Below are 23,736 nucleotides of genomic sequence, written 5' to 3'. Positions count from 1 at the left end.
CAAAGAGGAGTGAACCTTATGCAATCCATTCGTTGCGTGAGTCTGGCGATGGTCGCCTTGCTGATGGCCGGCTGCAGCAGCTTTACCGGTCAGGACAGCCCCGAGCTGTCGAAATCCGCCCGCTGGGGCGTGTTGCCACTGGTCAACTATTCCCAGACGCCCCAGGCCGGCGAGCGCAGTGAGCAGATTCTGCTTAGCGTACTGAGCAGCCGGGGCCTGCAACCCCAGGTCTACAACGGCGCGGCGGGGCAGGGCGAACAAGCCCTGCTCGACGATAACGAGCGCCTGGCCGGTGCCATGGATTGGGCTCGCGAGCAGAATCTCGACTATGTGGTGTCCGGCAGCATTGAAGAGTGGCAGTACAAGAATGGCCTGGATGGCGAGCCGGCGGTGGGCATCAGTCTGCGGGTGGTCGAGGCGGGCACCGGCAAGGTGCTCTGGAGCAATAGCGGCGCCCGTGCCGGCTGGTCCCGCGAAAGCCTGGCCGGCGCGGCGCAGAAGGTGCTCGACAAGCTTGTCGGTGGCCTCAGGATCGAGTGACTGTCATGAGATCTCCACACATGGACTACGCGCTGGCGCCCCGCGCCAGCGGTCCGGCGTCATGGCTGGAAACTTTCCTGGTGACGGCCCTGGTCATCGGCGTGGGTCTGTGGCTTGCGCCACAAGACCCGCTGCAGGTGCAGGGTGAGTTTCCCTGGTCGGTGCTGGCGCCACTGTTGCTGGGCGTGCGCTACGGCTTTGTCCGCGGCCTGATCAGCGCCAGCCTGTTGGTGGCGGCGTTCTTCATCCTGCGCCAGTCGGGGCTGCCCGGTTACGCGCAGATCGCTCCCTCCTACATTGTCGGCGTGCTGGTCTGCGGCATGCTCGTGGGCGAGGTGCGAGACCTGTGGGAACGGCGACTGCTGCGCTTGCAGATGGCCAACGAGTATCGCCAGTACCGGCTCGACGATTTCACCCGGGCGCACCAGATTCTGCGGGTGTCCCATGATCGCCTGGAGCAGCGCCTGGCCGGCAGCGACCAGAGCCTGCGCAGTTCGTTGCTGGGCCTGCGCGATCGCCTGCGCGTGCTGCCCAATGGCGATGACCCGCTGAGCCTGCTGGCCGAGCCCGTGCTGAGCCTGCTTGGCCAGTACGGCTCGTTGCGGGTAGCCGCGCTGTACCGTGTGGAGCAGGCCGGCCATGCGTCGCCGAACCTGACCCTGCTGGCCGCCACCGGGACCATGGGGCCCCTGGACCCCAACGACCTGCTGGTGCGCCTGTGCCTGGAGCGCGAGGAACTGGTGAGTGTGCGTGAAGAGCTGCTCGATAGCGGCGGGCAGGCTTCGGTGTCGTCCCTGCAGGCCTGTATTCCCTTGGTGGACACCCAGGGACAGGTGCTGGCGATCCTCGCGGTACGGCAGATGCCGTTCTTCGCCTTCCAGGAGCGCACCCTCAGCCTGCTGGCGCTGCTGGCCGGGCATATCGCCGACCTGCTGCACTCTGACTTGCAGGTGCTGCAACTGGAAAGCGACGATGCCCAACACTTCACACGCCAGCTCAAGCGTTCGCTGGTGGATGTCGAGCAGCACGGCCTGTCCGGTTGCCTCTATGCATTTGAATCGAACCAGGCCAACGATGAACTGACGCGGCTTTTCGAACGCAGCCAGCGCGGACTGGACCTGCACCTGGGCCTTGCCAACAACCGCGGGCACGCTCTGTTGCTGGTGCTGTTGCCACTGACCAGTGCCGAGGGCGCCCAAGGCTATCTGGCGCGCCTGGGCAAGCTGATTCACGAGCATTTCGGCATGAGCGTGGAACTGGCCAGCCTGGGGGTCACCGTGCTGCCTTACGACCTGGAGTCGGCCCGGCAACGGGATGGGCTGCGTAACTTCCTGTACAACGAGTGTGGCCTGAATGATCAGCAAGTGGCTGTTTAGCGCAGCGTTGTTTTTCGAGGCGGGGAGCTGGGCCAGCCTGACGGCGCAGTTGCCCGACCCGCAGATCGCGCTGCTGTATGCAATGACCCACGGGATCGCCTGCGCCCTGCTGACGGCGGCGGTCTGGCGGCTGCTGCCGGCGCGCTATCGCACGCCGTTGCCGTGGAGTCCGCTGTTCATTTTCAGCCTGGCGTTCTTTGTCCCGTTGCTGGGCTCGGTGGGGGTGATTGCGGCGATCTTTCCGGCGCTGTATCTGCCCCGCAAGCGCGATACGCAGATGTGGCAGGCCGTCGGCATTCCCGGCCTGCCGTTTCGCGCGCAGTCCCATTTGCATTCGCCGACCTTCGGTGACAGTGGCTTGCAGGATGTGTTGCGCCACGCGCCGGACCCCGACCAGCGCCTGGCGGCGTTGCTCGCCACCCGCAGGATGCCGGGCAAGGAAGCGGTGCCGATTCTGAAGCTGGCCCTGGGCGATCCGAGCGACGATGTCCGACTCCTGGCGTATTCGATGCTCGACAAGCAGGAAACCGATATCAACCAGCGGATCCAGTCTTCCCTCGAACAGTTGCCCGGTGCCGCGCCCAGGAAGGCCGGCGCCCTGCATGCCACCCTGGCGCGCTGGTACTGGGAACTGGCCTACCTGGGCCTGGCCCAGGGCAGCGTCCAGCTGCACGTGCTGGAGCAAGCCGGCGAGCATGCCAGGCTGGCGCTGGAGGCGGGAGAGGGCGGCGAGTTGCTGTTGCTGGCCGGGCGTATCGCCCTTGAGCGCGGCGATATCGACAAGGCGCGGCTGCATATGCACCAGGCCCAGGAAGCGGGCATGGACCCGGCCAAGGTCTTGCCGTTCCGTGCCGAAATCGCCTTTGAAAGCGGGAACTATGCCGAGATTCCCGCGCTGTTGAGCAGCTTGCCGCCGCAGATGCAACAACGTCCGCCCTTTGCCGGGCTGATAAGGACCTGGACATGAAGAAAACCGTCAACCCAACGCCCATCGCCGATGTCTGCCTGTTGCTCGAGGGCACCTGGCCTTATGTGCGCGGCGGTGTGTCCAGCTGGATTCACCAGATGATCCTCGGGCTGCCGCAACTGACCTTTTCGGTGTTGTTCATCGGTGGCCAGCGTGCAGCCTACGGTCAGCGCCGCTATGAGATTCCAGCCAACGTCGTGCATGTCGAAGAGGTGTATCTGGAGGAAGCCTGGCGCAATCCGAAGCACAGGCGAGTCGCCCACACCGCGTCCCTGGAAGAGTTGAGCAACCTTTACCGTTACCTGCACAACCCGGAAAAACCGGCCGCCGAGCTGGGCATTGGCGTGCTCGATTCCCTGGCCCAGGCGCGGATCACCCTGGATGACGTGCTCTACAGTCGCCCCAGCTGGGAGGCGCTGACCGAAGGGTACGAGCAGCATTGCGCCGATCCTTCCTTCGTCAATTATTTCTGGACACTGCGCACCATGCAGTCGCCGTTGCTGATGCTCGCAGATGCCGCCCGGCGCATGCCGCGGGCGCGGGTCCTGCACTCGATTTCAACCGGTTATGCCGGGCTGGCGGGCTGCATCCTCAAGCAACTGTGGGGGTGCCAGTTGCTGCTCAGCGAGCACGGGATCTACACCAAGGAGCGCAAGATCGACCTGGCCCAGGCCAGCTGGATCGCCGAAACCAGCAACCAGGCACTCAACGACAGCATGGACACCGGCTCCGGTTACATCCGTATGCTCTGGGTGCGCTTCTTCGAGCGCATCGGTCATCTGGTCTACGACAGCGCCGACCAGATCATTGCCTTGTACGACGGCAACCGCCAGCGACAGATCAAGGACGGCGCACCGGCTGAGCGCACCCAGGTGATTCCCAATGGCATCGACCTGCAGCTCTGGACCCAGGCCCTTGAGTCCCGGGCCGAAGGCATCGCCCCCGTGGTCGGACTGATCGGCCGGGTGGTGCCGATCAAGGACGTGAAGACCTTCCTGCGGGCCATGCGGGGAGTGGTCAGTGTGATGCCGCAGGTCGAAGGCTGGATCGTCGGGCCGCAAGAGGAAGATCCCGAGTACGTCGCCGAGTGTCGCAGCCTGGTGGCCAGCCTCGGGCTGGAGCAAAAGGTGCTGTTCCTGGGGTTCCAGAAGATCCAGGACATCCTGCCGCAACTGGGCCTGATGGTGCTGACGTCCATCAGCGAGGCCCAGCCCCTGGTGATTCTCGAAGCCTGGGCCGCCGGTACTCCAGTGGTGAGCAGCGACGTGGGCTCCTGCCGCGAGCTGATCGAGGGCGGCGAAGCGTCCGACCGCGATCTCGGGCTGGCCGGGGAGGTGGTGGCGATCGCCGATCCCCAGGCCACGTCCCAGGCAATCATCGACCTGCTGCGCAGCCCCGAGCGCTGGAAGTCCGCCCAGGCCGCCGGCTTGTCGCGGGTTCACCGCTACTACAGCGAAACCTTGATGATCGAGCGCTATCGCAGGCTTTATCACAGCGCCATGGGCACCCTGCAAAAGGAGGCCGTGTAAATGGCCGGTATCGGTTTCGAACTGCGCAAGATTCTCTCGCGCGACTCCTACACGGCGACGCTGCATGCCTATGTCTATGCCGGCCTGATCAGCTCCGGGCCCTGGGTCCTGTCGATTCTCAGCGTGATGCTGGTGGGGGTCATCAGCCTTGGACTGGTGGTCCCGGAGGTGGTGATCCGCCAGTTCCTGATCACCGTGACCTACCTGATGGCCACGTCGCTGATCCTCACCGGCGGCTTACAACTCTTCTTCACCCGTTTTGTCTCCGACCGCCTGTTCGAGCGCAAGTACGAGCAAATCCTGCCGAACCTGGTGGGCATGCTGCTGCTGGTGACCCTGGGGGCCGGGGTGCTGGGCATCCTCCTGCTGATCACCTTGTTCGACCAGGGGCTGATCTACCGCCTGCTGACCCTGGCCAACTTCGTGGTGCTCTGCAACCTGTGGCTGGTGATCATATTCCTCTCGGGGATGAAGGCTTATAACCGCATCCTGCTGGTGATGCTGGTGGGCTATGGGCTGATGGTCGGCAGCGCATTCTTCCTCAGGCACCTGGGCATGGAAGGGCTGCTGCTGGCGTTGCTGCTGGGGCACAGCAGCCTATTGTTCCTGTTTCTCTACGACATCCTGCGCGAGTACCGGGCCGAGAAACTGGTGGCCTTCGATTTTCTGGACCGGCGCCAGGTGTTTGTCAGCCTGCTGTTGACCGGGCTTTGCTACAACCTGGGAATCTGGATCGACAAGTTCATCTTCTGGTTCAACCCGCAGACCTCGAGCCAGGTGATCGGGCCGATGCGCGCCTCGATTCTTTATGACTTGCCGATCTTCCTCGCCTACCTGGCGATCATTCCTGGCATGGCGGTGTTCCTGGTAAGGATCGAAACCGACTTCGCCGAATGGTACGAGCGCCTGTTCCGGGCGGTGCGCGACGGCGAGACCCTGCAGCATATCGGTTCGTTGAAAGCCGAGATGACCTTCTCGATCCGCCAGGGCCTGCTGGAGATCTGCAAGGTCCAGGGGCTGACGGTGGTTCTGCTGTTTCTCTTTGGCCCGCGCATACTGGAGTGGCTGGGGATGTCCAGCTACTACCTGCCGCTGTTCTATATCGACCTGATCGGGGTGAGCATCCAGGTGGTGTTCATGGCGATCCTCAACGTGTTTTTCTACCTCGACAAACGGATGATCGTGCTGGAGCTGTGCCTGTTGTTCGTGGCACTCAACGGCGCCTTGACCCTGCTGAGCCTGTACCTGGGGCCGAGTTTCTTCGGCTATGGCTTCACCTTCTCGCTGCTGCTCTGTGTACTGCTGGGGCTGGCGCGGTTATCGACGGCGCTGGATGACCTGGAGTACGAAACCTTCATGTTGTCTCGTTGAAACTCAAGCCGGTCAGTGAGGATTGAACACCCCCACGCGTTATCGGCAGGAGCGATGCCCGGCTCGTTGCAGCCAGGCCATCCACCAAGAGCGCAGGACTGTGCGAACTGCGCTCTTGGCGGTGGTCTACACGCTTTGCGGATCAGTCGCCGGGAATGCCTTGCAGATCGCTGATCATCTGTTCGATGACTTGTCCTGCATGGTCGCCATAGGCTGCGGCGTCCATGTCGATCCGCCCCGAAATATGCTCGGTGTGCTCATCCAGGGTGATCTCGAAAGCCACGCGGCAGGTATCGTTGGGCAATAGCCGCAGGCTCATCCACTGGTTGTCGCCCAGGGCGATGCGGCTGCCTGCGCTGCGTGAGTTCCAGGCGTTGAACAGCTGGGGAAACGGCAGTTCGAAGCCGGCGGTGCGGGTAGACATACCCTCGGGATACAAGGCTGCCGGCTCCATGTCCTGGCGAGCCGCGGCATTGATCACCGCCCGCTGCACGCGCTTGATCACCGCGGCCAATGGCTCGCCGGGCTCATGCCGGGTGCTGACCGGGATGGTATTGGACAACGGCCCCACCAGCTTCTGGGCCGCGGCGCCCGGGCGATTGGCGAAGGGGACGCCGGTCACCACCGTGGCGACACCGCTGACGGCACTGATTGCCCGTTGGTAGATGGCCAACAGCAGCACGAACGGCGTCACGCGCTGGGCCCTGGCATAGTCCAGAACCCTGCTGCGCGGCACGCTGGAGGTGAACGTCAGGCTCTGCATGCGCCCCATGCCGCCAGCGCCTTTGGCGCGCAGTGCGTCGAGCCCGTAGGGCCCCGTCCCCGGGTAGATCTCAAGCCGTTGCGCCGCGCTTGCCGGCGGCGGTAGGTGCTGCAGCCGGCAATAGTCGTTCCAGGCGGTGCAGGACACCGGGGGCAGGCCCGAGTAATGCCGGGCGATATCCTCCAGCAGCAGGTCAATCGAGGCGCCATCGCAGGTATAGATCCAGAAGCCGATCCAGATGTGCAGGCCAGCCTCGTCTACCGCCGAGGCGATGCGCAGCCCGGGTTCGGCGGCTTGCCTGGCCCGATAGGCCAGGAAGTCCTGGTCGGTGACGGCGGCCTGCACCTTGCCCAGTTGCTCGCGCAGCGCCTGGCGCAATGCCTGTTCGCTGGGGGCACGGCCGACCAGTTGTTCTCCTTCGATCTCGAATCGGGCCGCCAGGATCGGATGCCGGGCCAGGGTCTGGGCCACGGCGTCGAATACTTGCGCGTGGCAACACTGCGCGCTGAAGTCCAGACGCAGCGCGCCAGAATAGGCGCGCCCCGTCTGGTCAAGCATCGCCCCGGTCCATTTTTCCCGCAGCCCCGCGACGCTGGAAAGCGTCGCCAGGGGTCCCTTGAAGGGAGGGATCAGGTAGTTCTGATGCATGACGATAACCTACGGCTGGGGGCTCGAGGGGGCCGGCTCGAGAGCCAGGGCATTGCGTCCGGCCCAGATCAGCAAGGCACCGCCGATCATCGCCAGCGCCGACAGTGCGAAAGCGCTGACGAAACCATTGGCGGTGATGGTCGGCACTGCGGTGCTGTCGGAGACCGCCAGGCCCACGGCAGCCAGCAGGGTGACCCCGAACACCTGGAACAGCTGCTGGATGGTGGTGGTGATACCCGAGCCGGCACCAGCATCCGCCTCGCTAAGGTCACTGGTGGCCAACGACTGAGCGACCGGTGCGACACAACCGAAGCCGATGGAGGTGACCAGCATGGCCGGCAGCATTCCCAGCCAGTAGCTATGCAGGGGTACGCCGAAGGCAAACAAGGCGAAACCCAGCGCCGAGGTTGCCAGGCCGACGACTGCTGCCGCCTGCGGGCTCCAGCGCTGCATGACGAACTGCGAAAGGAAGATGCCGGGGAAGAAACCCAGGCAGAAGGGCAGCCAGGCCAGGCCAGTCTGCATCGGGCTCAGGCCGAGGTAGTCTTGCAGCAGCAGTACGCCCAGGTAGAACAAGGCGCCGGAGGTCGCCGCCAGGATGGCCACGATGGCGTAGCCGGCCAGGCGGGGAGAGCGAGCCATCAGGCGTGCGGGAATAATGCCGTTTTCCGAGCGCTTGCAACGACGCAGCACCAGGGCGATACCCAGCAAGCCCAGCACCAGGAGCGCCACGCGTTGTCCGGGCAGGTGCTCGATGCCGGAGCCCATCACGGCCATGACGGTCGCGGCGACGGCCACCACCAGGATCAGTGCGTTGCCCAGGTCCAGAGGGGTGGAACTGCGGTGGGTGAACTTGGGAATCATGACCATGGTCGCCACGCTCAGCAGCATGACGATCGGCACGTTGATCCCGAACACCCAGCGCCACGACAGATAATGAGTCAGTACGCCGGACAGCAGTACGCCGATGATCGAGCCCAGGCCGCCCAGTGCCGCCCAGATGCCAAACGCCTTGCCGCGCTCGGGGCCTGCGGGAAACAGCAACGACACCATGGCCAGCCCGGTGGCCGAAGCCAGGGCTTCGCCGACCCCTTGCCCGGCACGGCTGACGATCAGCACGGTGGCATCTTCGGCGAAGGTCGCCAGCAAGGAAAATGCGCCAAAAATCACTACGCCGACCTGGAAGGTGCGCCGCACCCCAAAGGCGTCGCCGATCCGCCCGCCCAGCAGCAACAGCGATCCGGCGGTGATGAGGTAGGCATTGACTACCCAGGTCAGGGACCCGTCCGTGAGTCCCAGTTCGTGCTTGATCCGTGGCAGGGCCACGTTCACCACGGTGGCATCCAGCAGCAGTATCAGCTGGATGATCGAGATGACAGCCAGTGCCTGCCATCGTTTTTCATTGAGCGTTGCATTCGCGGGTGTGTGAGTCATGTTTATCCAATCCTTAGATTAATGGGTGTCGACCGGCATCCGGCCGGCACCCGAGGCTTTTTTCCAGAGCGATCAGCCCATGGGGTTGACGTTGGCCAGGGCCAATGAGTTACGGATCATCTTGATCCCGTAGTCGGAGCCGATGCTCTCGGGGTGAAACGGCACGCTTTCGATCGGCCGGGTAGGCTGGCGCGCCGCCCTGTTCACGCCATCATCCGGGCAGGCGGTGGCTGGTAACGCGCTCACAGGGCGCTCTCCCGTTGATCGCGGATACGGGCGTGCTTCCAGGAAATGTAGGCGCCGGTCTCGGTCCTCGGGTCCAGGTTCTGCTCCAGCTGCAACTGGACCGAGGTGCCGAAATGGCCGGCCATCTGCTCCTGTACCTGGGCCAGCGAACGCTCGCCGATACCCGCCACCATCGACACTTCGACATGGTCGCTGCCGTCGCTGGCGGTGCAGATCCTGACCTCGTAGCCGGAGACCCACTCGGCCGCAGCCAGCACCGCCGACTCGATCAGCGCCGGCAGTACCTGGCGACCGGCCAGGGTCATCACATCGCTCACCCGGCCAAAGACCCGCAGGCAACGAGAACGATTGCCGCACCCGCATTCCTCGGCAGCGTGCAGTCGCGCCAGGTCGCCGGTGCGGTAGCGGATCAGCGGCTTGGCCCCGGGTACCAGCATCGTCAGGCACAGTTCGCCGATATCGCCTTCCATTCCGGGAACCGGAAGAATCTCCGCCAGGTAGTTGGTCTCGGAGAAGTGCAGGTTGCCGTTGGCGCAGCCGGTGGCCACCGCATGGGCTTCCTGGGAGCCATACAGGCCATGGGTGCAATGGGCATTCCAGACCCGGGCGATATTGCTCAGCATCTGCGGCGTGCACAGTTCGCCCAGCACCATGATCTGGCCCACCGCGGTCTCGCGCGGATCGATCCCCTGGCTGACATAGAGCCGGGCCAGGGCCAGGGCCACGGCGGGCGAGCAGATCAGCGAGCGCACGCCAAGGTCGTTGATCAGCTGGGCGGCCTTGACCAGGCCGACCCGAGGGCTTTCCGGCCACAGCCGCACATAGGGAATACCCAGGTTGCGGCAGACCTCGCCATAGGTATCGCCGAACGCATACAGCTCCGACGGCCCCATGATCGCGGTAAGGGCATCGGTGGTGCCGAATGTCGACTGGTACAGGTCGGCGACGGCCTTCTGCACATAGGCACCGCTGGTGTCCACATCGATCGCCGCCCGAGGGCAGGGGGTGGGCGCCCCCGTGGTCCCGGTCGTCTCGTAGTACACCGCGATCTGCTCGAAAGGCAGGCTGCAGACCGAGCGGCCCACGGCGCGCAGGTCTTCCTTGGTGGTGAACGGTATGCCGTCCAGCGCCGGCAGCGCGCTGGGGCCACCCAGTTGCGAACGCAGGTGCCTGGCATAGAACGTCGAGCGTTCCTGGACATACTGCAAGACTTCCCGGGCCCGCAGTTGCCCCTTGGCCTCCAGTTCCTGTGGCGTGGTGCGTCCATCCAGGTAGGCGTCCACATCCTCCAGCCATTGCCGGTGCAGGTTGTCCTTGATCATGGCTGGTTCCCCGCGTCCAGGCTGTTGGCGAACTCACTGATGGTCTCGGTGAGCATGAGGTTCTCCAGGGGCACGCTGATGGACAGCTGGGACTCGAGTTCGATCTTGATCTTCATCGCCGACAGCGAGTCGCCGCCCAGGTCGAAGAAGTTGTCCTCGGGCAGTACCACCGGCTCCTCAAGATGGCTGGCGATAACCCGGATAACGGTGCGCAGGATGGTTTGCGGAGTCTTGCTGGTGGAGTCTTTCATGTCATTCCTCAGGGTTTCACGCAGGGCCAGTACATCCACCTTGCCGTTCTTCGACAGGGGTAATTGGGGCAACGGCTGGACAGTTTTCGGCACCATGTAGGCAGGCAGGCGCAGGGTCAGGGCCTGGGTGATTGCAGGAGCCAGTCCGGGCTCGCCGACATAGACCAGGGCGATCTGCTTGGGATGCCCGTCGGGACCAGGCAGGGCTACGGCACAGGCCCGCGAGACACCGGGGCAGGACTCGGCCACGCTCTCGATCTCGCCCAGCTCGATGCGCAGGCCATTGAGCTTGATCTGGTTGTCGAGACGTCCCAGGATCTCGATTTCGCCGTTGGGCAGGTAGCGCCCGAGGTCGCCGGTGCGGTACATCCGCTGGCCGCTGCGCGGGTGCAGGACAAAGGCCTTGCCGCTCAGTTCCGGCTGGCCGATGTAGCCACAGGCCAGGGACACATCGCTTTGCACCAGCATTTCCCCGGGCACCCAATCCGGGCAATCGGTCCAGTCGCCCGCCACGATGTGATAGGCCGAGTTGCGCATCGGCGCGCCATAGATCACAGAACGCACCATTTGGCCTTCTTGCTCGTCGATCTCGTGCAGCACCGACCAGTTGGTGGTCTCGGTGGGGCCTCCACAGGAGTACAGCCGTGCCTTCGGGTACAGCGCCCTGGCTCGCGGCAGCAATGGCAGAGGGATCCAGTCGCCGGCCATGACGATATTGGCCAGCGATTCCACCGCGCAGAAGCTGCGCGCGTTTTCCGCGACACTGCACAGCAAGTCCATGATGGCCGGCACGCAGGCCCAGAAGGTCACGCCGTGGCGCCGCTGCAGTCGCAGCCAGGTATCGGGGTCCGGGCCCGCGGCCTGGGCAGGAACCACCACCGAGCCGCCGTGCAGCAGGGGGCCGAAGATATCGAAGACCGACATGTCGAAGTGCAGGGCGGCAGTCGCCAGGTGGCGGGTGGAGGTATCCAGGCCAAAGCGTTCGACGACGTCATAGACGTGGTTGACCACCGCGGCCTCTGGAATCTCGACCCCCTTGGGGTTGCCGGTGGAACCGGAGGTGAAGATCACGTAGGGCGAATAGTCCGCGGGCAGGGTGGCCAGGGCCAGGTCCGTGTGCTGCCCGGCCCAGGCACGCAGGTCCTCGTCCGTCAGCACGAGCCGCTGCGCCTGCTCCGGCAACCGGGTATCGGCACCGGCGATAACCGTGCGCACCCCGGCCTGGGACAGCACCGAGCGGATACGCTCGGGCGGCAGGTCGATATCCACCGGCACATAGCCGACACCGGCCAGCAGGCAGCCGTAGACCGCCGCATAGTGGCCGCTGCCCTTGGGCAGCACGATCCCGACAAAGCGTTCGCCGGGGTTGCGGGCCTGCTGGATCATCTGGCCGATCCGTGCCGCGGCCCGGCCGATTTCGCCCCAGCTGTAGCTGCCCCGGGGATCGAGGACGGCGGTTTCCCCGGCGCGTTCGGCGATCCGTGCCAGCAGCAGGTCACGCAGGTGAACCTCCGGTACCGGCGCCTGGGTCGCGTTTACCGCCTGGCGTACTTCGATCTGCGCGGCAGGTCGCAGGTCGAGCCAGGTGCGTTGCCAGACCTCGCTGTCGTCGGCCAGTTGCTGCAGCAGCGTGCGGAATGCGCCGAACATCGCTTCCACCACGTCAGGGCGAATGACCCCGGACAGGTAGTCCCATTTGAAGTACAAGGTGCCCTCGGACTCGCGCAGTTGCACATCCAGGGTGACTTGCGGCGTTTGCGAGACGCCGTAGACCTCTTGCCCAAGACGCGCCGCGTCATGGCGGCCCGGGTGCCCGAGCAGGCTGGTGAGGACGATCGGCATCAGCGGCGCACCGCCACTGCGACGGGCCCGGGCCAGCTCGCGCAGCACCTCGACACCGTTGAACAGCCGATGGTCCAGTGCCTGCCAGATGGCGCCTTGCAACTTCTGGCCGCGAGCCTCGAGGGTATCGGCGGCCGCTGTTTCGTAAGGCACCAGCAGGGTATTGGTAAAGTCGCCGACGACCTGGTCGATATCGGCACTGACGGGCATCCGGTCCGAGACCGGGAAGTTCAGGGTGAAGCGGTCTTCTTCGCTCCAGCAGCGCAGCACTTCGCACAAGGCCAGCGCGACCGCCCCGGATGGCGAGATATTGCGCGCCTGGGCCTGGGCCTGGAGTCGCTCCCAGGCCGCGACGGCGAGGCTGCCCTCGTATCGCTCGAAGCGCGACGGGCCGCTGAACTCCCCGGGCTCCAGCTGCGGCAAGCGCGGCGCCGCCGGCAGATGGTTGATCTTGTCCAGCCAGTATTCGCGGTCGGCCTGGTACTGGGCGCTCTTGAGCACCTTTTGCCGATAGGCGACGTAGTCATGGAAGCTGGTCTGGAGCACGGGCAGCTGTGGGTCATCTTCCAGGTAGAGATCGATCAGGTCGGGGATGATCACCTGGAAGATCGACCAGGCATCGGCGATCAGCATGTCGATGCACAGATGCACACGGCTGGTGCCGGCGCTGATGCGGCTGATGCGGAACTGGAACAGTGGCCATTGCGTGGTGCCGATTTCTTCGTTGGCCATGCGTTCGCGGACCTGGTCGATCTCCCGGTCGATCTGCGCCGCATCCAGGGCGCTGAGATCGACGTACTCCACCGCCTGGGTACCGTCGACATCGCCGATGCTCTGGCGTCCGCTGGCATCGATGGTCATGCGCAGCATCGGATGGCGCTCGACCAGCAGCCCCACGGCACGGGTGAAGCGCTCGCGGTCCAGGGCCTGCACTTCCCATTCGAAATAACCCTGGCAGCCGACGCCGCCGTAGTCGTAGAACGAGCCACGACCGATCCACAGTGCCTGCTGGCTTTCGTTGAGTTCGAACGGCAGCCGTTGCTGCTGCGCCGGCAAGTGCTCGAACGTCGGCAACTGGGTATTGCGCGAGGCATTGGCCAGGCGTACCAGGTTCGCCAGTACCGGCTCCTCGAGGAACGCGCCCATTTGCACATGGATGCCGTGCTTGCAGGCCAGCTCGCCGACCATGCGCAAGGCGCGCAGGGAATCGCCGCCGGCGTCGAAGAAACTCGACTCCAGCGTCGCCTCTTCACACAGCGTCCAGGCCAGCCAGCAATCACGTACCGCGTGGTCTGCCCGGGTCACCGGGGCAAAGACGGTCTGGTCCGCATCGCGCTCGATCGGGCCGACCTGCAGCGCGTTGTAGTCCACCTTGCCGTTGCGCCCCAGGGGCAGGGTGCCGGTCACGATCTGGCCGGGCTGAGCGGCCGGGTGCAGGCGCGAGGCCAAATGCTTGCGGACCTTGGCCATCACCTCTGCGGCGTCCGGAGCCAGCTCCAGGAACAATGCCAGGGTCGCGCCCAGGTCGTTGCTCAAGCAGGTGGCCGCCGCCTTCACCACGCCCGGTACCTGCAGCGCGGTGATCTCCAGTTCAGTCAGGTCGACCCGATGTCCGCGGATCTTTACCACCGAGTCGGTCCGCCCGAAGATTTCCACGGTGCCATCGGCGGCCATGCGCGCCCGATCGCCGGTGCTGTATTGCAATGGCGACGTGGCGTCCAGGGTGTTGCCACGAAACGCCTTCTTGGTGTCCTCGGGGTTCACGTAGCCCACCGACAGCGTCTCGCCGGTGATGATCAGCTCGCCGACACAACGGGCCGCGAGCGGCTGGCCATGGCGGTCGACCACATACATCCGGGCGCCGGGTATCGCCCGTCCGACCGAGGGCAGCAAGGTGCGGCGCGGCGCGCACAGGTCCTCGATGGACACCACCGCGGCCTCCGCGGAGCCATAGACATTGATCACCCGGTAGCCGAGATCGGCCGGCGGCCATTGCTTGCAGCGCTCACCGGCGATCAGCATGGTGCGCAGGCCGGTCCGGGTCCCGGTGGCCCACAGCGCTTCGGCGATGGACGTCATGGCCAGCGTATGGTTCATGTCGCCTTCGAGCAGCCAGCGGGCCAGCAGGTTGACGTCCTGCAGCACCTGCGGGGCAGGGATGCACACCGTGCCGCCGGCGCACAGGACCGGCAGCGGGTCGACCTCGACCATCCCGTAGCCGGGCGACGATAGCCATGAGCCGCGGCTATGCTCGCCCAGCCCGGCCTGATCGATAATGGCGTCCAGGGTCGCGGCCATTCCCCGATAGGACAGGCATACGGCCTTGGGCCGTCCGGTACTGCCGGAAGTGCCGGCGATAAAGCAGGCCTCGTTGGTGGTTTCGACCCACTTGCCGTGTTCCCAGTCGACGTGGGCAGGGCGTATCTGCACCTTGTCGATATCCAGCAGCGGGCAGCTCGCCCAGTCTCGCGCCCGCTCGGTGGTGCTGCCTGCGGTCAACACCGCATGGGGGCTGCACTCTTCGATAAAGGCCCGGATGCGTTCATCAGGATGCGCCGGGTCGATCAGCACGCAGGTGCCGCCCATGCGTTGCACGGCGATGATCGAGGCCAGGTGTTGCCAGCCGCGCTCCAGGAACAGCGCCAGGCGCGGGCTCGAGCGCCGGGAAGTGACGCGTTCGCGTATGTGCTGGACCAAGGCCTCGGAGGCGTCCCAGAGTTCGGCGTAGGTCAGGGTGCGGTCGCTGTTGTCATCCACGATCGCCACGGCCGATGGCTTGCTCTGTACATGCCGGTAGATGCGCTCCACCAGGAACGGGCGCTCGCCGGTTTCGGCCGGGGCAGGGCAGGCGGGCTGGATCGTGGACGCCGGCAGGGCTTTGGGATCCAGTACCCGGGCGCAAGCGAAGGCCATCAGTTCAAGCAACTCCAGGCGCACGGCCCGGGTCATGCGATCGCTGCGTACCGACAGTTGGCAACGGCCGTCTTGCACCAGTAGCCAGACCGGCGACTGTGCCGCTGGCAGGTTGTTGCCATTGCTGATCTCGATATCGGCACGCAATTGCGTGTCGTCATGGGGCGCTTCGGCACTGTCGCGCAACTGCGCGATATAGCCCCGAGCGTCTTGCGCAAGGTTCAACGCCGTGCAATCGACGCCGAGCTGCGACCGCTTGCCGCCGTCATGGATCCCCAGGGTCACCCGGCCTTCCGGGCTGAGCAGGGAGCCCAGGACCGCGGCGACCGTAATCAGGTCGTTGATGCTGGCCGTCAGGCCAGGGGGCAGCGCAAAGTCTTCCTGCTCCCGTGCGCTGTCGGCCGATTGCCCGGCCGCCGGGCACGCGAACGCGTCCCACAGGCTGCGCTCGGTGCCTGGCAGCGATTGTGGCTCGGCGGGTACTGATGTCATGTCGTCCCTCATCTTGTTCATGCCTTCCCTGTTGTCACGCTGTGGTTTTGTTCTCGATCTGGTGAATGGCCCCGATCTGCTCCGCCAGTACCGAGGCAGCCTGAAGCACGGCTTCACGCTCCTGGTCGGCGAGTGTCGAGGCATCGACTGCGATGAAGCGTTTGCTGCCCTTGGCCGCCGTATTCCAGGTGGCGACAGCCCGGCCGCCGATGAGCACCACCGGCCGCCCGTTACCGGCCGCGTCGTAGCCGCCGACCCGTTCCAGCTCAAGGCAGTCGCGCTGTCTCGAACCGGGCGCATAGCCCATGACCAGGGGATCCCAGGCCGGCAGGAAACGGATCTGCGCCGTTGCGGGGGCCTTGGCGCGGTCGAGGAACTGCTCAAGGCGCGCCAGCCCGGCCGGGCTGTGCCACATCTGGTTTCCGACCTGGCGGGCTGCGCAGGCTTGAAGCAGCGTGCGCGCGGTTTCCTTGGAAACCCCGAGCCACCAGGCCAGGTCGTCGACCGTGACCGGTCCGTAGTGTTCGACGTAGCGCCCGGCGATATCGCGCAGTAGCAGGTCGCGGTCCAGTGGCACGCCGTCACCGGGTAGCAGCCCTTCGGGTGCAGCCGAGTACAGCCAGCGGTTGGACCATTGGTTGGCCGCCGGTATACGGACCAAGGCGCCGTCATAGGCGGCAACCGAGGTCAACGCACGCGCCTGGGGCGCCGGCAGGTCGAGGGCGCTGCCGATGTCCTGCAGGCGCACCGAGACGCCACTGCTGAAGGCGACCAGCGTCGGCAGCAGTCGCCGGTAATCGTCCAGGCCAAGCCCTACGTCCCGTAAGCGCCATTCGTGGTTGGCCAGGGGCAGGCGGGTGGCGGCGAAGACCTTGGCCGCCAGCTCGCCGGGAAGCAGGAACTTGGAGCGCCGCATGCCCGGGATCCGCAGCAGGTCGCTGGCGTTTTCCATGGCCAGTACGGTCTGGCGATCGAGGTTGCGATTGCGCGCCATGACCGCCAGCCAACTGGTAGGCCGGACCGAATAGACCCCGACATAGGCCTGTGCAATCTGTGCCACCGTGGCATCCGCCAGGCGCTCGAAGTGTTCCGACACTATCCATTCCCGCAGGTGGGTGTCGGTGAGGCCATTGCAGGCAGTTCTAATGCTCATAAGGTTCTCGATAGCTGTTGGGCTGCGCAGTTCAGTCGCCGACGACATCGAAGTTGCAGCCGCGAGCGGCCTCGAGCTGGTACATGTCGGACTTGGCCGGGACGAAGAACGTACCGTCCTTGCCCTCGCGATGGCGTTCGCCAGGTACCGAGACCGGCAGTGCCGCCTGCCCGGTGACTCGTTCGTAGTCGCGCATCAGGCGGGTCATGGAAACCATGCGATCGAGCATCCGGCGCAGCATCTCCATGCCTTCCTTGTCGCCCAGTACTTCGCCTTTCTTGTCACCCACGAGCATGGCCGGGAAGCCGTAGCCGACCATGATCATGCGGTTGAGCAAGGCGCACTGGAGCATCTGGTTGTAGACCTCCACATGGCCCATGCGCCGGCCGGTGACCATGACCCCGGCAACCTTGTTGGTGAGGGTGCGATCGTGGCGCAGGAACCCGGTCCCGACCCGCTCCAGGAATGCCGACATCAAGGGCGTGGCGCCAAAGCCATGGACGGCGCAGGCGAAGATCACGCCATCGCTGGCTTCCATGAGTTGCACGGCGCGCGCGGCATCATCCTTCTGCGCGCAGGGCTCGTCGCGAAAATTGCAATCGCCGCAGGCCCCGCAGGGGTCGATCTTGGCGCTGGCCAGTGAAAAGACCTCGAGAATCACATCCTGCTTTTCCAGGTACTCGGCCGCCCACTCCAGCGCCTTGGCATTGTTGCCATCCAAGCGTTCCGAGCCGTTGATGGCGACATATTTGATCTTGTCCGTCATGGTGCTTCTCTCTTCTTAGCGTTTGCGTATTGGCCGGGCACGACGATCGCCGGACCGTCGTGCCATGCCTCCAGCGGTGCCGGAGACTGCTTCAGCCTGCCAGGTAGTCAGCGATCGGATACTTCACGCACAGCGCCTCGGCCTCCGCGCAGAACTGCTTGCGCAGCGCCGGGTCCAGGGTGAACTCGCTCTCGCCGAGCGGAGTCACCTGGTCCAGGATCCGGCAGAGCAGGTCGACGATCTGCCGGCATCCCTGCGGGTCGACATGGCGCTGGGCGAGGGCGCCGGTACCGATGCGCAGGCCACTGGTGACGAAGGACGAACGTGTTTCGCCGGGCACCCGGTTCTTGTTGACGATGATGCCGCAGTGCTCCAGCGCGGTCTCGGCGATAGCGCCGGTCATCGCTGCGCGCAAGCGAATCAGAATGGTGTGGTTTTCGCTGCGACCGCCCACCACCTCATAGTCCCGGGCCTGGAATTCGCTGGCCATCACATCGGCCGCGTCGCGGATGCGTTGCATCTCGGCATCGAATTCGGGGGTCATGGCGTAACCCAGCGCCGTGGCCTTGGCGGCCATCATGTTGACGGCCGGCGCGCCTTGCATCCTCGGGAACACCGCCAGTTCGAGCACCCGGGCGAAGGTCGCATCGCGGCCGGGGACTTTTTCATTGGCGTCACGGCCCGAGAGAATCAGGCCGCCACGGGGGCCCGCGAGCTGTTTGTGGGTGCAGGTGGTGGTGACGTGCGCGGCGTCGATCGGGCTCGGATGGCGCCCGGTCGCCACCAGGCCGGCGATATGCGAGATGTCGGCCATCAGGATGGCGCCGGCTTCATCGGCGATCTGCCGGAAGCGCTCGAAGTCCACGACCCTGGAGTAGGCCGTGGCGCCGCAGATGATCAGTCGCGGCCGATGCTTGAGGGCCAGCCTGAGGACTTCGTCGTAGTCGATCAGGCCTTCCTTGGTGGTGCCATAGCCGATGGCCTTGTAGTAGGTGCCCGAGAACGTCACGGGGCTGCCATGGGTCAGGTGGCCACCGTTATCCAGGGCCATGCCCAGTAGCGTGTCTCCAGGTTCGAGCAGGGCGGCGAGCACCTGGTAGTTGGCGCTGGAGGCCGAGTGCGACTGGACACCGGCATATTGCGCACCGAACAGCTCCCGGGCACGGTGGATCGCCAGGGACTCGACCAGGTCCACGTTTTCGCAACCGGCGTGATAGCGGCGTCCGGGAACGCCTTCGGCGGTGACATTGACCAGCGCGGAGGACGAAGCCGCCAGGGTGCGGGGCTTGACCGCGCAGCAAGAGGCGACCAGCGAGAGGGTGCGTTGCTGGCGAGCGACCTCGGCATCCAGGATCTGCGCCAGTTCGGCGTCGTGTGCCTGAAGATCGGCCAAGCCGCGCTTGAGCAGATCGGCCTGGGTGAGAAGTGGTTGATGATTGACTGTCATGACTTGCTATCCCTTCCTTTGGTGTTGTGTGCTGCGAACGCCAGCACGGTTTCCTCGACCTCGCGCGCATGGGTACGCACGAAGTAATGCCCGCCACCTGCCAGGGTTGCGGCCTGGGTGACGTCGATGAACCTGCGCCATTGCTCCAATACCGTTTCGGGCTCGGCGGTAGCCGGATCTTCATCGCCCAGCAGGAGCAATGCCGGTACGCCGTGCGCCGGGTGCTGCGCCAGGTAGCGATAGGCCTCGCAGGCGATCAGATGGTCTCTGCGGCCGCGGGCCAGCATGCTCTCGACCTGGCTGTCGAGCAGTCCGGTGAAGGCGCCCAGGGAACGCAGGTAGTCGGTCCAGGTCTGGTCCGCCGTGGTTTCGGCGGCGCGAATCGCGGCATCGGCATCCAGCACCGGGCGCGAGGCTGCAACCACCAGTGACAGGCTCTCGTGCCTGTCGGCCATGCTCGAGGCAATGCACGCCGCGGTGGCCGCGCCGGCGCAGTGGCCGTAGATCACCAGGCGGGCGGCGCCGATCTCTTCGATCTCGGTGGCAAGGGTGTCGAGCAGGGCATGGAAGTCCAAAGCGTCCTCGACCTTGAAGTCACCGAAATCCACGCCGAAAACCTGCACATCCTGCGTGCCTTGAAACAGGCCGCGGTAGGCCGTGGCGTCTCCGCCGCCGAAAGGCACTGCAACCACCGCGGTCGAACCCGCGGCGGCTTGCGCATCGCCAAAACAGACCAGGCGCACGGATTGTCGAGTGGCTTCGCAGAGGATGCGCCGGGCCAGGTCAACGGCCGTCGGGTGCTCGAAAAGCGTCACGATGGGCAGGTTGCAGGACAAGCGCGACATCACCCGAATAGCGTCGAAGGAGTCGCCGCCGAGGTTGAAGAAATTGTCTGCAGGGCCGACATGCGGCAGCTTGAGCACCTCGGCAAACGTGGCAGAGATTCGAGCCACTTCATCGGCCAGGGCTTGTTCATCGAACTGGATGTTTTCAGTCATTCCATTCACTCCTATCCATAAGTACATCAGCGAGTTCATTGAGCAGGTGGGTGGCGGCACTGGCGTCGCAAAACGGCCCCTCGATCTCCAGGAACAGTTGCGAAGCGCCTGTGCGGCGTATTTCGATTCCCACCGGAAACGTCGCGCTCATCACCTGCGAGGCCGGGATCCCGCGCCTGCCCGCGCCGTTGATGAACAGCTCGGACGCCCGGCAACAGGCCAGCGCCTGGCGCGCCGTGGGGCAGCGACGAGCACGTGCCTCAAGGCTGGTTTGCCCGGGCAGCAGCTGTTCTCCAGGGACTGCGAAGGAGAGCGGCACAAGGCCCGTCATCATGCCGATGGCATCCTGCTGGTGAGCCGGGCGCCAGTCATGGGAGGAACACAGGGTGTCGCCCTCGGCGATGACATCGGCCCGCCGCAGGCAGGCCAGGAGCGTCGCCAAGGGCGGCTTGCCGACATTGATCGTGGCGATGTCCAGGCTGCGTTGCAGACTCACTCGCTGCCCTTGGGTATTGAAGGCCAGGCGCCCGGTTTGCCGCAGGCGCACTGGCGTCATCGGTTGCGCAACAACTGTGCGCAGCCCGTCCTCAGCGTGCGCGTGCAGGGCTTGCGCCTGGACATAATCGTCATAGCACCCGCGCCCTCGACGCATGTGCGCCAGGGCTGAACCGACGTCAGCGGATTGCGCTGCTTGCAGCCGCCGCGCCAGAACCTCGAGGCTATGTTCGTCGGCCAACCCGTGATGGATCGAGAGGAGACAGTGCCATCCAGTGCGAGTGGCCAGGCTGCCAGCGGCAAAGAGCGCAGTGCCGGATTTGACCGCCAGCTGGGCCTTGCGCAAGGCCTCGGCAGCGCTGCTGCCACAAACATCGAGCACTTCAAGATACTGTCCCAGCTCTTCGCCCCATCCAGCGATCAGCAGCTGGCGCAAGAGTCCGAGATCCGGGTCGGTCCCATCCTTGAGCGGTATGACCGTGGAAACTTCCTGGGCAACCCCGGTGTAGAAGGCCTGGGCGACCATGGCCCTGGCCTCGACGCTGAGCCTGGCGTCGGCAAGCGCCTGCATCATGCCCAGCCGTTCGATCGATTCCGTGGCTGGGCCTTGAGCTGTTGTTTTTGACATGTCCGATCCTCGGCGCGCAGGCATCATCCGGCGGCGATTTCGATCCATTGGAGAACGCATTTCCGGGCACCCGTAGCTCTCCCGTCCAGCCGGAAAGCCATAGAGCGCGCAGCGTTTTTTGTACGACGGCCTTAGTCGGTCATATCGTAAAAATGCGTCGGCTTTTTACTTGCTTCGAGCGGGCCGATCAGTTTCTAAGGCGCACGCAAAGGAGGGAGCCTGACGGAATGTCGGGCAGGGTTCCGAGGGGGTAGGAATCATTGCTTGCAGCATTTCGCTCATGGGCTGAGGTGCTGAGGGCGGGGGTTTCAAGGGGGGCTGGCAGGTTCCGGACAACAATATCGGCAAACAAAAACATTAAGCCATTCCTTAGCTTGGGTAGGAAAAATGTCGCCTTTTGGGCGATCTAAATAAAGCATCCTTTGATACGGCATCAGGTAATCCCTGATTTGGCTAGGGGATGACCCTGCTCGCCATAGGGGAAAACCTTAGTAGGTAATGTCGTAAGCGCAAGTAAGTTTTTTCCGATTTTTTAAAAAATTATCGGACTGCCCCAGGCTGCGGTTCAGCGGTGGAAAACATGCGGACCTGCCATCAGCAAAGCCGGAGGTGCGCCACGGCCAAGTAATAGGCCGCGGCGTCAGGGGAGGGGAGAAATAGAGGAAAGCAGGGGGCTCAGCAGTGAATGTGTTCAGCCGCATGCATGGCCAGGTAGGCATCGAGCTTCTTGTCGTTCAAACCCAAGGTACTGAGAATTTGCGCCATGAAGCTGACAGGCGCGCTACCAGGAGCGGTGACCACACCCTGGTCGGCAACGGCATAGGGCACATCCTGGTAATAATCCGCTCCGCGGTAATGCACCTGCTTCAGGTTCTCGGCGGAGTTGGACGTATGCTGCACGTGATCCAGCACTCCGGCCTGGGCCAGGACGCGGGTGCCGTCACAGATGCCGGCAACGACGATTTTCCTGGCGTGGGCCGCACGAACCAGCGCCTCGATTGCCGGTGCCTTGTCTGTTTTCCACACAGGACCTCCCGTCACGATCAGCAAGTCGACATCGTCCAGCGCGATGGCTTCGATGGCCAGGTTCGGGATGATGGTCATTCCTCCAGATGAGGTCACTTGCTTGCCACCGGGGGCTGCGAAACGAGTGTCGAAGCCATAGTAGGCTCGCCCCGTGGAATTGATGAGTGCGGGTTCCCAGTCGGAGAAATTCTCGGTGAGAATAGTGACGGCACGTACCATTTGAGTGTCCTTCTCAAGTATCCATGATGATCGGCGGCAATGATCCAGAATGCGGGTCCTGGCCGGTTGCCATCGAGTGTAGGCGCTGGCGCGTCGCTGAATGACGGGGCTGAGTATCGGCGGGATGCATCGGACTCGACAATGACAGTGGTCAAAGGGGCGGCGGGTTGAGGATTGAAATCGGCGGGGGGGTGGTGTTGCCTACAGGCTGCGGTAACGAGTGTGGTTGGGGCGAGCATTGATGATATGGCGCTCAAGGCGCCGTTTGTATCGGGTGGCACACCAGGACAGGTACTGCTTTAGCAATCGAATGACCCGCCATGATTTGGTTATGGACAAGAAGCCATTAGAAACAAAGGAAGTTACCGAGGATAAAACTCCCTCCACAGAAGTAATCAGTAATCCAAATCACGGCGTCCCCAGAGACTGGAACCTCCAGCAGGTAGGCCTCGTGATCGACCAGGATGCCTTGAACCGAAATGCCCCACCTTGCCGTGCCTGCGATTGAACACCTGCGTGTACACACCGTTGATATGCCGCATCAACCGCGAAAGATTCGCCTGCCGGGTGTGAAGCACGAAGTGATAGTGATTGCCCATCAGGCAGTAGGCCAACACCTGGGCATCGAAGCGCAGCATGCCCTGGGCCACGACCGCCAGCAGGGCTTCGCGGTCGGCATCGTCCACGAAGATCGGCTCGCGCCGGTCGCCTCGGGAAGTGACGTGACAGACCACGCCGGGGAATTCGATGCGGAGAGGTCTGGTCATGGGTTGGGTAAGTTAAGAGGGTAGGGGGCAAAAGGCAAAACCTGGTCCCGAGTCTTGCCGCTGCATCTGAGCTTTGCTCGGCGCACTAACACCTGATCCCTGGTCTCGTGCTTGCCCCCGAAGTGGATCATGACTTCACTACGATCGGCCGTATATAATCCGACGCTGCAGAACACGCTGAAAACGTGGGTCCGATTCGTCAATGGAGTATTCTTTCACTAGAACTCCGTTCTCGTCCCAATGCTTCTTCCAAATAGTAATCCCATACTCGTACTCTCCATCTTCTGCAATTTGTCCATTTTCATGCCACTCTCTGGCACGGCCATGCAACACACCTTCAAAAAAGTTGGATTCAACCATCGGGCGATCTGGTCCGTACCATTCTTTCGCCCCCCCCCACTGCAACCCATTGCGGTGTTCTATTTCTGTTTTTATGTGACCATTTTCCAACATTTCTACTGCGACGCCAGTAAATGGTTCATTATTAAAGTAGTAGAGCCCGTCCTGGCGATAACTAAGCTCATTTATAGGTACTCTCAGCAT

Annotated in this window: 18 protein-coding genes; 5 read left to right on the top strand and 13 right to left on the bottom strand. The window is 64.0% G+C overall.

What is annotated here, in order from left to right; genetic code table 11:
- Positions 1-18: 18 nt before the first annotated feature.
- Genes CXQ81_RS17685 through pelG form a run of 5 tightly spaced genes read left to right on the top strand, consistent with a single transcriptional unit; the run spans position 19 to position 5,783 of the window.
- Positions 19-540 carry a hypothetical protein gene (locus CXQ81_RS17685; RefSeq protein WP_007925542.1) on the top strand — a complete coding sequence of 174 codons (522 nt, stop codon included), beginning with the start codon at positions 19-21 and terminating at the stop codon, positions 538-540.
- Between the two features lie 5 nt (positions 541-545).
- Entirely contained in the window at positions 546-1,916 is a 1,371-nt protein-coding gene (locus tag CXQ81_RS17680) for a PelD GGDEF domain-containing protein (RefSeq protein ID WP_101338000.1), read from the top strand.
- Positions 1,894-2,883 (top strand): HEAT repeat domain-containing protein, encoded by a 990-nt coding sequence (locus tag CXQ81_RS17675; protein ID WP_101337999.1) that lies wholly within the window; start codon positions 1,894-1,896, stop codon positions 2,881-2,883. The genes CXQ81_RS17680 and CXQ81_RS17675 overlap by 23 nt, the downstream gene beginning before the upstream one ends.
- Entirely contained in the window at positions 2,880-4,412 is a 1,533-nt protein-coding gene (pelF, locus tag CXQ81_RS17670) for a GT4 family glycosyltransferase PelF (RefSeq protein WP_101337998.1), read from the top strand. The genes CXQ81_RS17675 and pelF overlap by 4 nt, the downstream gene beginning before the upstream one ends.
- Positions 4,413-5,783, top strand: a complete 1,371-nt coding sequence (gene pelG / locus CXQ81_RS17665; RefSeq protein WP_007925551.1) for an exopolysaccharide Pel transporter PelG — start codon at positions 4,413-4,415, stop codon at positions 5,781-5,783. It begins immediately after the preceding gene.
- 142 nt (positions 5,784-5,925) lie between these two features.
- Here pelG and CXQ81_RS17660 read toward each other — a convergent pair whose 3' ends face one another.
- The 13 genes from CXQ81_RS17660 to CXQ81_RS31070 all read right to left on the bottom strand — a co-directional run bounded on the left by CXQ81_RS17660 (position 5,926) and on the right by CXQ81_RS31070 (position 23,736).
- On the bottom strand, positions 5,926-7,194 hold the full coding sequence (locus tag CXQ81_RS17660) for a condensation domain-containing protein (RefSeq protein WP_101337997.1): 1,269 nt from the start codon (positions 7,192-7,194) through the stop codon (positions 5,926-5,928).
- 9 nt (positions 7,195-7,203) lie between these two features.
- Positions 7,204-8,628 (bottom strand): MFS transporter, encoded by a 1,425-nt coding sequence (locus CXQ81_RS17655; protein ID WP_087090951.1) that lies wholly within the window; start codon positions 8,626-8,628, stop codon positions 7,204-7,206.
- Positions 8,629-8,700: 72 nt separating this feature from the next.
- Complete coding sequence (locus tag CXQ81_RS31355; RefSeq protein ID WP_218244942.1) at positions 8,701-8,874, bottom strand: hypothetical protein; 174 nt, start codon at positions 8,872-8,874, stop codon at positions 8,701-8,703.
- Complete coding sequence (locus tag CXQ81_RS17645) at positions 8,871-10,196, bottom strand: phenylacetate--CoA ligase family protein (protein ID WP_101337996.1); 1,326 nt, start codon at positions 10,194-10,196, stop codon at positions 8,871-8,873. Before CXQ81_RS17645 ends, CXQ81_RS31355 begins: the two co-directional genes overlap by 4 nt.
- Positions 10,193-15,694: a non-ribosomal peptide synthetase gene (locus tag CXQ81_RS17640; RefSeq protein WP_256593370.1), complete on the bottom strand. Its 5,502-nt coding sequence runs from the start codon at positions 15,692-15,694 to the stop codon at positions 10,193-10,195. Before CXQ81_RS17640 ends, CXQ81_RS17645 begins: the two co-directional genes overlap by 4 nt.
- A gap of 34 nt (positions 15,695-15,728) precedes the next feature.
- Complete coding sequence (locus CXQ81_RS17635) at positions 15,729-16,847, bottom strand: DNA glycosylase AlkZ-like family protein (protein ID WP_101337994.1); 1,119 nt, start codon at positions 16,845-16,847, stop codon at positions 15,729-15,731.
- A 31-nt stretch (positions 16,848-16,878) separates the two neighbouring features.
- On the bottom strand, positions 16,879-17,613 hold the full coding sequence (locus tag CXQ81_RS17630) for a flavodoxin family protein (protein ID WP_007925567.1): 735 nt from the start codon (positions 17,611-17,613) through the stop codon (positions 16,879-16,881).
- Positions 17,614-17,704: 91 nt separating this feature from the next.
- Positions 17,705-19,060, bottom strand: a complete 1,356-nt coding sequence (glyA, locus tag CXQ81_RS17625; protein ID WP_101337993.1) for a serine hydroxymethyltransferase — start codon at positions 19,058-19,060, stop codon at positions 17,705-17,707.
- On the bottom strand, positions 19,057-20,058 hold the full coding sequence (locus tag CXQ81_RS17620) for an alpha/beta fold hydrolase (protein ID WP_101337992.1): 1,002 nt from the start codon (positions 20,056-20,058) through the stop codon (positions 19,057-19,059). Before CXQ81_RS17620 ends, glyA begins: the two co-directional genes overlap by 4 nt.
- Positions 20,051-21,181: a hypothetical protein gene (locus CXQ81_RS17615; RefSeq protein ID WP_157832256.1), complete on the bottom strand. Its 1,131-nt coding sequence runs from the start codon at positions 21,179-21,181 to the stop codon at positions 20,051-20,053. The genes CXQ81_RS17620 and CXQ81_RS17615 overlap by 8 nt, the downstream gene beginning before the upstream one ends.
- A 675-nt stretch (positions 21,182-21,856) precedes the next feature.
- A complete protein-coding gene (locus CXQ81_RS17610; protein WP_101337990.1) occupies positions 21,857-22,426 on the bottom strand; it encodes a type 1 glutamine amidotransferase family protein in 570 nt (189 codons plus the stop codon).
- A 395-nt stretch (positions 22,427-22,821) separates the two neighbouring features.
- Positions 22,822-23,193: a transposase gene (locus CXQ81_RS17605; protein WP_218244941.1), complete on the bottom strand. Its 372-nt coding sequence runs from the start codon at positions 23,191-23,193 to the stop codon at positions 22,822-22,824.
- A 138-nt stretch (positions 23,194-23,331) separates the two neighbouring features.
- Entirely contained in the window at positions 23,332-23,736 is a 405-nt protein-coding gene (locus CXQ81_RS31070) for a toxin-antitoxin system YwqK family antitoxin (protein ID WP_157832255.1), read from the bottom strand.

The organism is Pseudomonas sp. 09C 129 (assembly GCF_002843625.1).
In the GTDB taxonomy this organism is placed as follows: domain Bacteria; phylum Pseudomonadota; class Gammaproteobacteria; order Pseudomonadales; family Pseudomonadaceae; genus Aquipseudomonas; species Aquipseudomonas chlororaphis.
This window is presented reverse-complemented; position numbering and strand designations above follow the sequence as displayed.

What these genes read in the sequence shown, in the direction of transcription:
- CXQ81_RS17635 (WP_101337994.1), bottom strand. Translation starts at nt 16,847, where the DNA reads ATGAGCATTAGAACTGCCTGCAATGGCCTCACCGACACCCACCTGCGG.
- pelG (WP_007925551.1), top strand. Translation starts at nt 4,413, where the DNA reads ATGGCCGGTATCGGTTTCGAACTGCGCAAGATTCTCTCGCGCGACTCC.
- CXQ81_RS17640 (WP_256593370.1), bottom strand. Translation starts at nt 15,694, where the DNA reads ATGACATCAGTACCCGCCGAGCCACAATCGCTGCCAGGCACCGAGCGC.
- CXQ81_RS17630 (WP_007925567.1), bottom strand. Translation starts at nt 17,613, where the DNA reads ATGACGGACAAGATCAAATATGTCGCCATCAACGGCTCGGAACGCTTG.
- CXQ81_RS17655 (WP_087090951.1), bottom strand. Translation starts at nt 8,628, where the DNA reads ATGACTCACACACCCGCGAATGCAACGCTCAATGAAAAACGATGGCAG.
- glyA (WP_101337993.1), bottom strand. Translation starts at nt 19,060, where the DNA reads ATGACAGTCAATCATCAACCACTTCTCACCCAGGCCGATCTGCTCAAG.
- CXQ81_RS17615 (WP_157832256.1), bottom strand. Translation starts at nt 21,181, where the DNA reads ATGTCAAAAACAACAGCTCAAGGCCCAGCCACGGAATCGATCGAACGG.
- CXQ81_RS17685 (WP_007925542.1), top strand. Translation starts at nt 19, where the DNA reads ATGCAATCCATTCGTTGCGTGAGTCTGGCGATGGTCGCCTTGCTGATG.
- CXQ81_RS17610 (WP_101337990.1), bottom strand. Translation starts at nt 22,426, where the DNA reads ATGGTACGTGCCGTCACTATTCTCACCGAGAATTTCTCCGACTGGGAA.
- CXQ81_RS17680 (WP_101338000.1), top strand. Translation starts at nt 546, where the DNA reads ATGAGATCTCCACACATGGACTACGCGCTGGCGCCCCGCGCCAGCGGT.
- CXQ81_RS17675 (WP_101337999.1), top strand. Translation starts at nt 1,894, where the DNA reads ATGATCAGCAAGTGGCTGTTTAGCGCAGCGTTGTTTTTCGAGGCGGGG.
- CXQ81_RS17605 (WP_218244941.1), bottom strand. Translation starts at nt 23,193, where the DNA reads ATGACCAGACCTCTCCGCATCGAATTCCCCGGCGTGGTCTGTCACGTC.
- CXQ81_RS17660 (WP_101337997.1), bottom strand. Translation starts at nt 7,194, where the DNA reads ATGCATCAGAACTACCTGATCCCTCCCTTCAAGGGACCCCTGGCGACG.
- CXQ81_RS31070 (WP_157832255.1), bottom strand. Translation starts at nt 23,736, where the DNA reads ATGCTGAGAGTACCTATAAATGAGCTTAGTTATCGCCAGGACGGGCTC.
- CXQ81_RS17620 (WP_101337992.1), bottom strand. Translation starts at nt 20,058, where the DNA reads ATGACTGAAAACATCCAGTTCGATGAACAAGCCCTGGCCGATGAAGTG.
- CXQ81_RS17645 (WP_101337996.1), bottom strand. Translation starts at nt 10,196, where the DNA reads ATGATCAAGGACAACCTGCACCGGCAATGGCTGGAGGATGTGGACGCC.
- pelF (WP_101337998.1), top strand. Translation starts at nt 2,880, where the DNA reads ATGAAGAAAACCGTCAACCCAACGCCCATCGCCGATGTCTGCCTGTTG.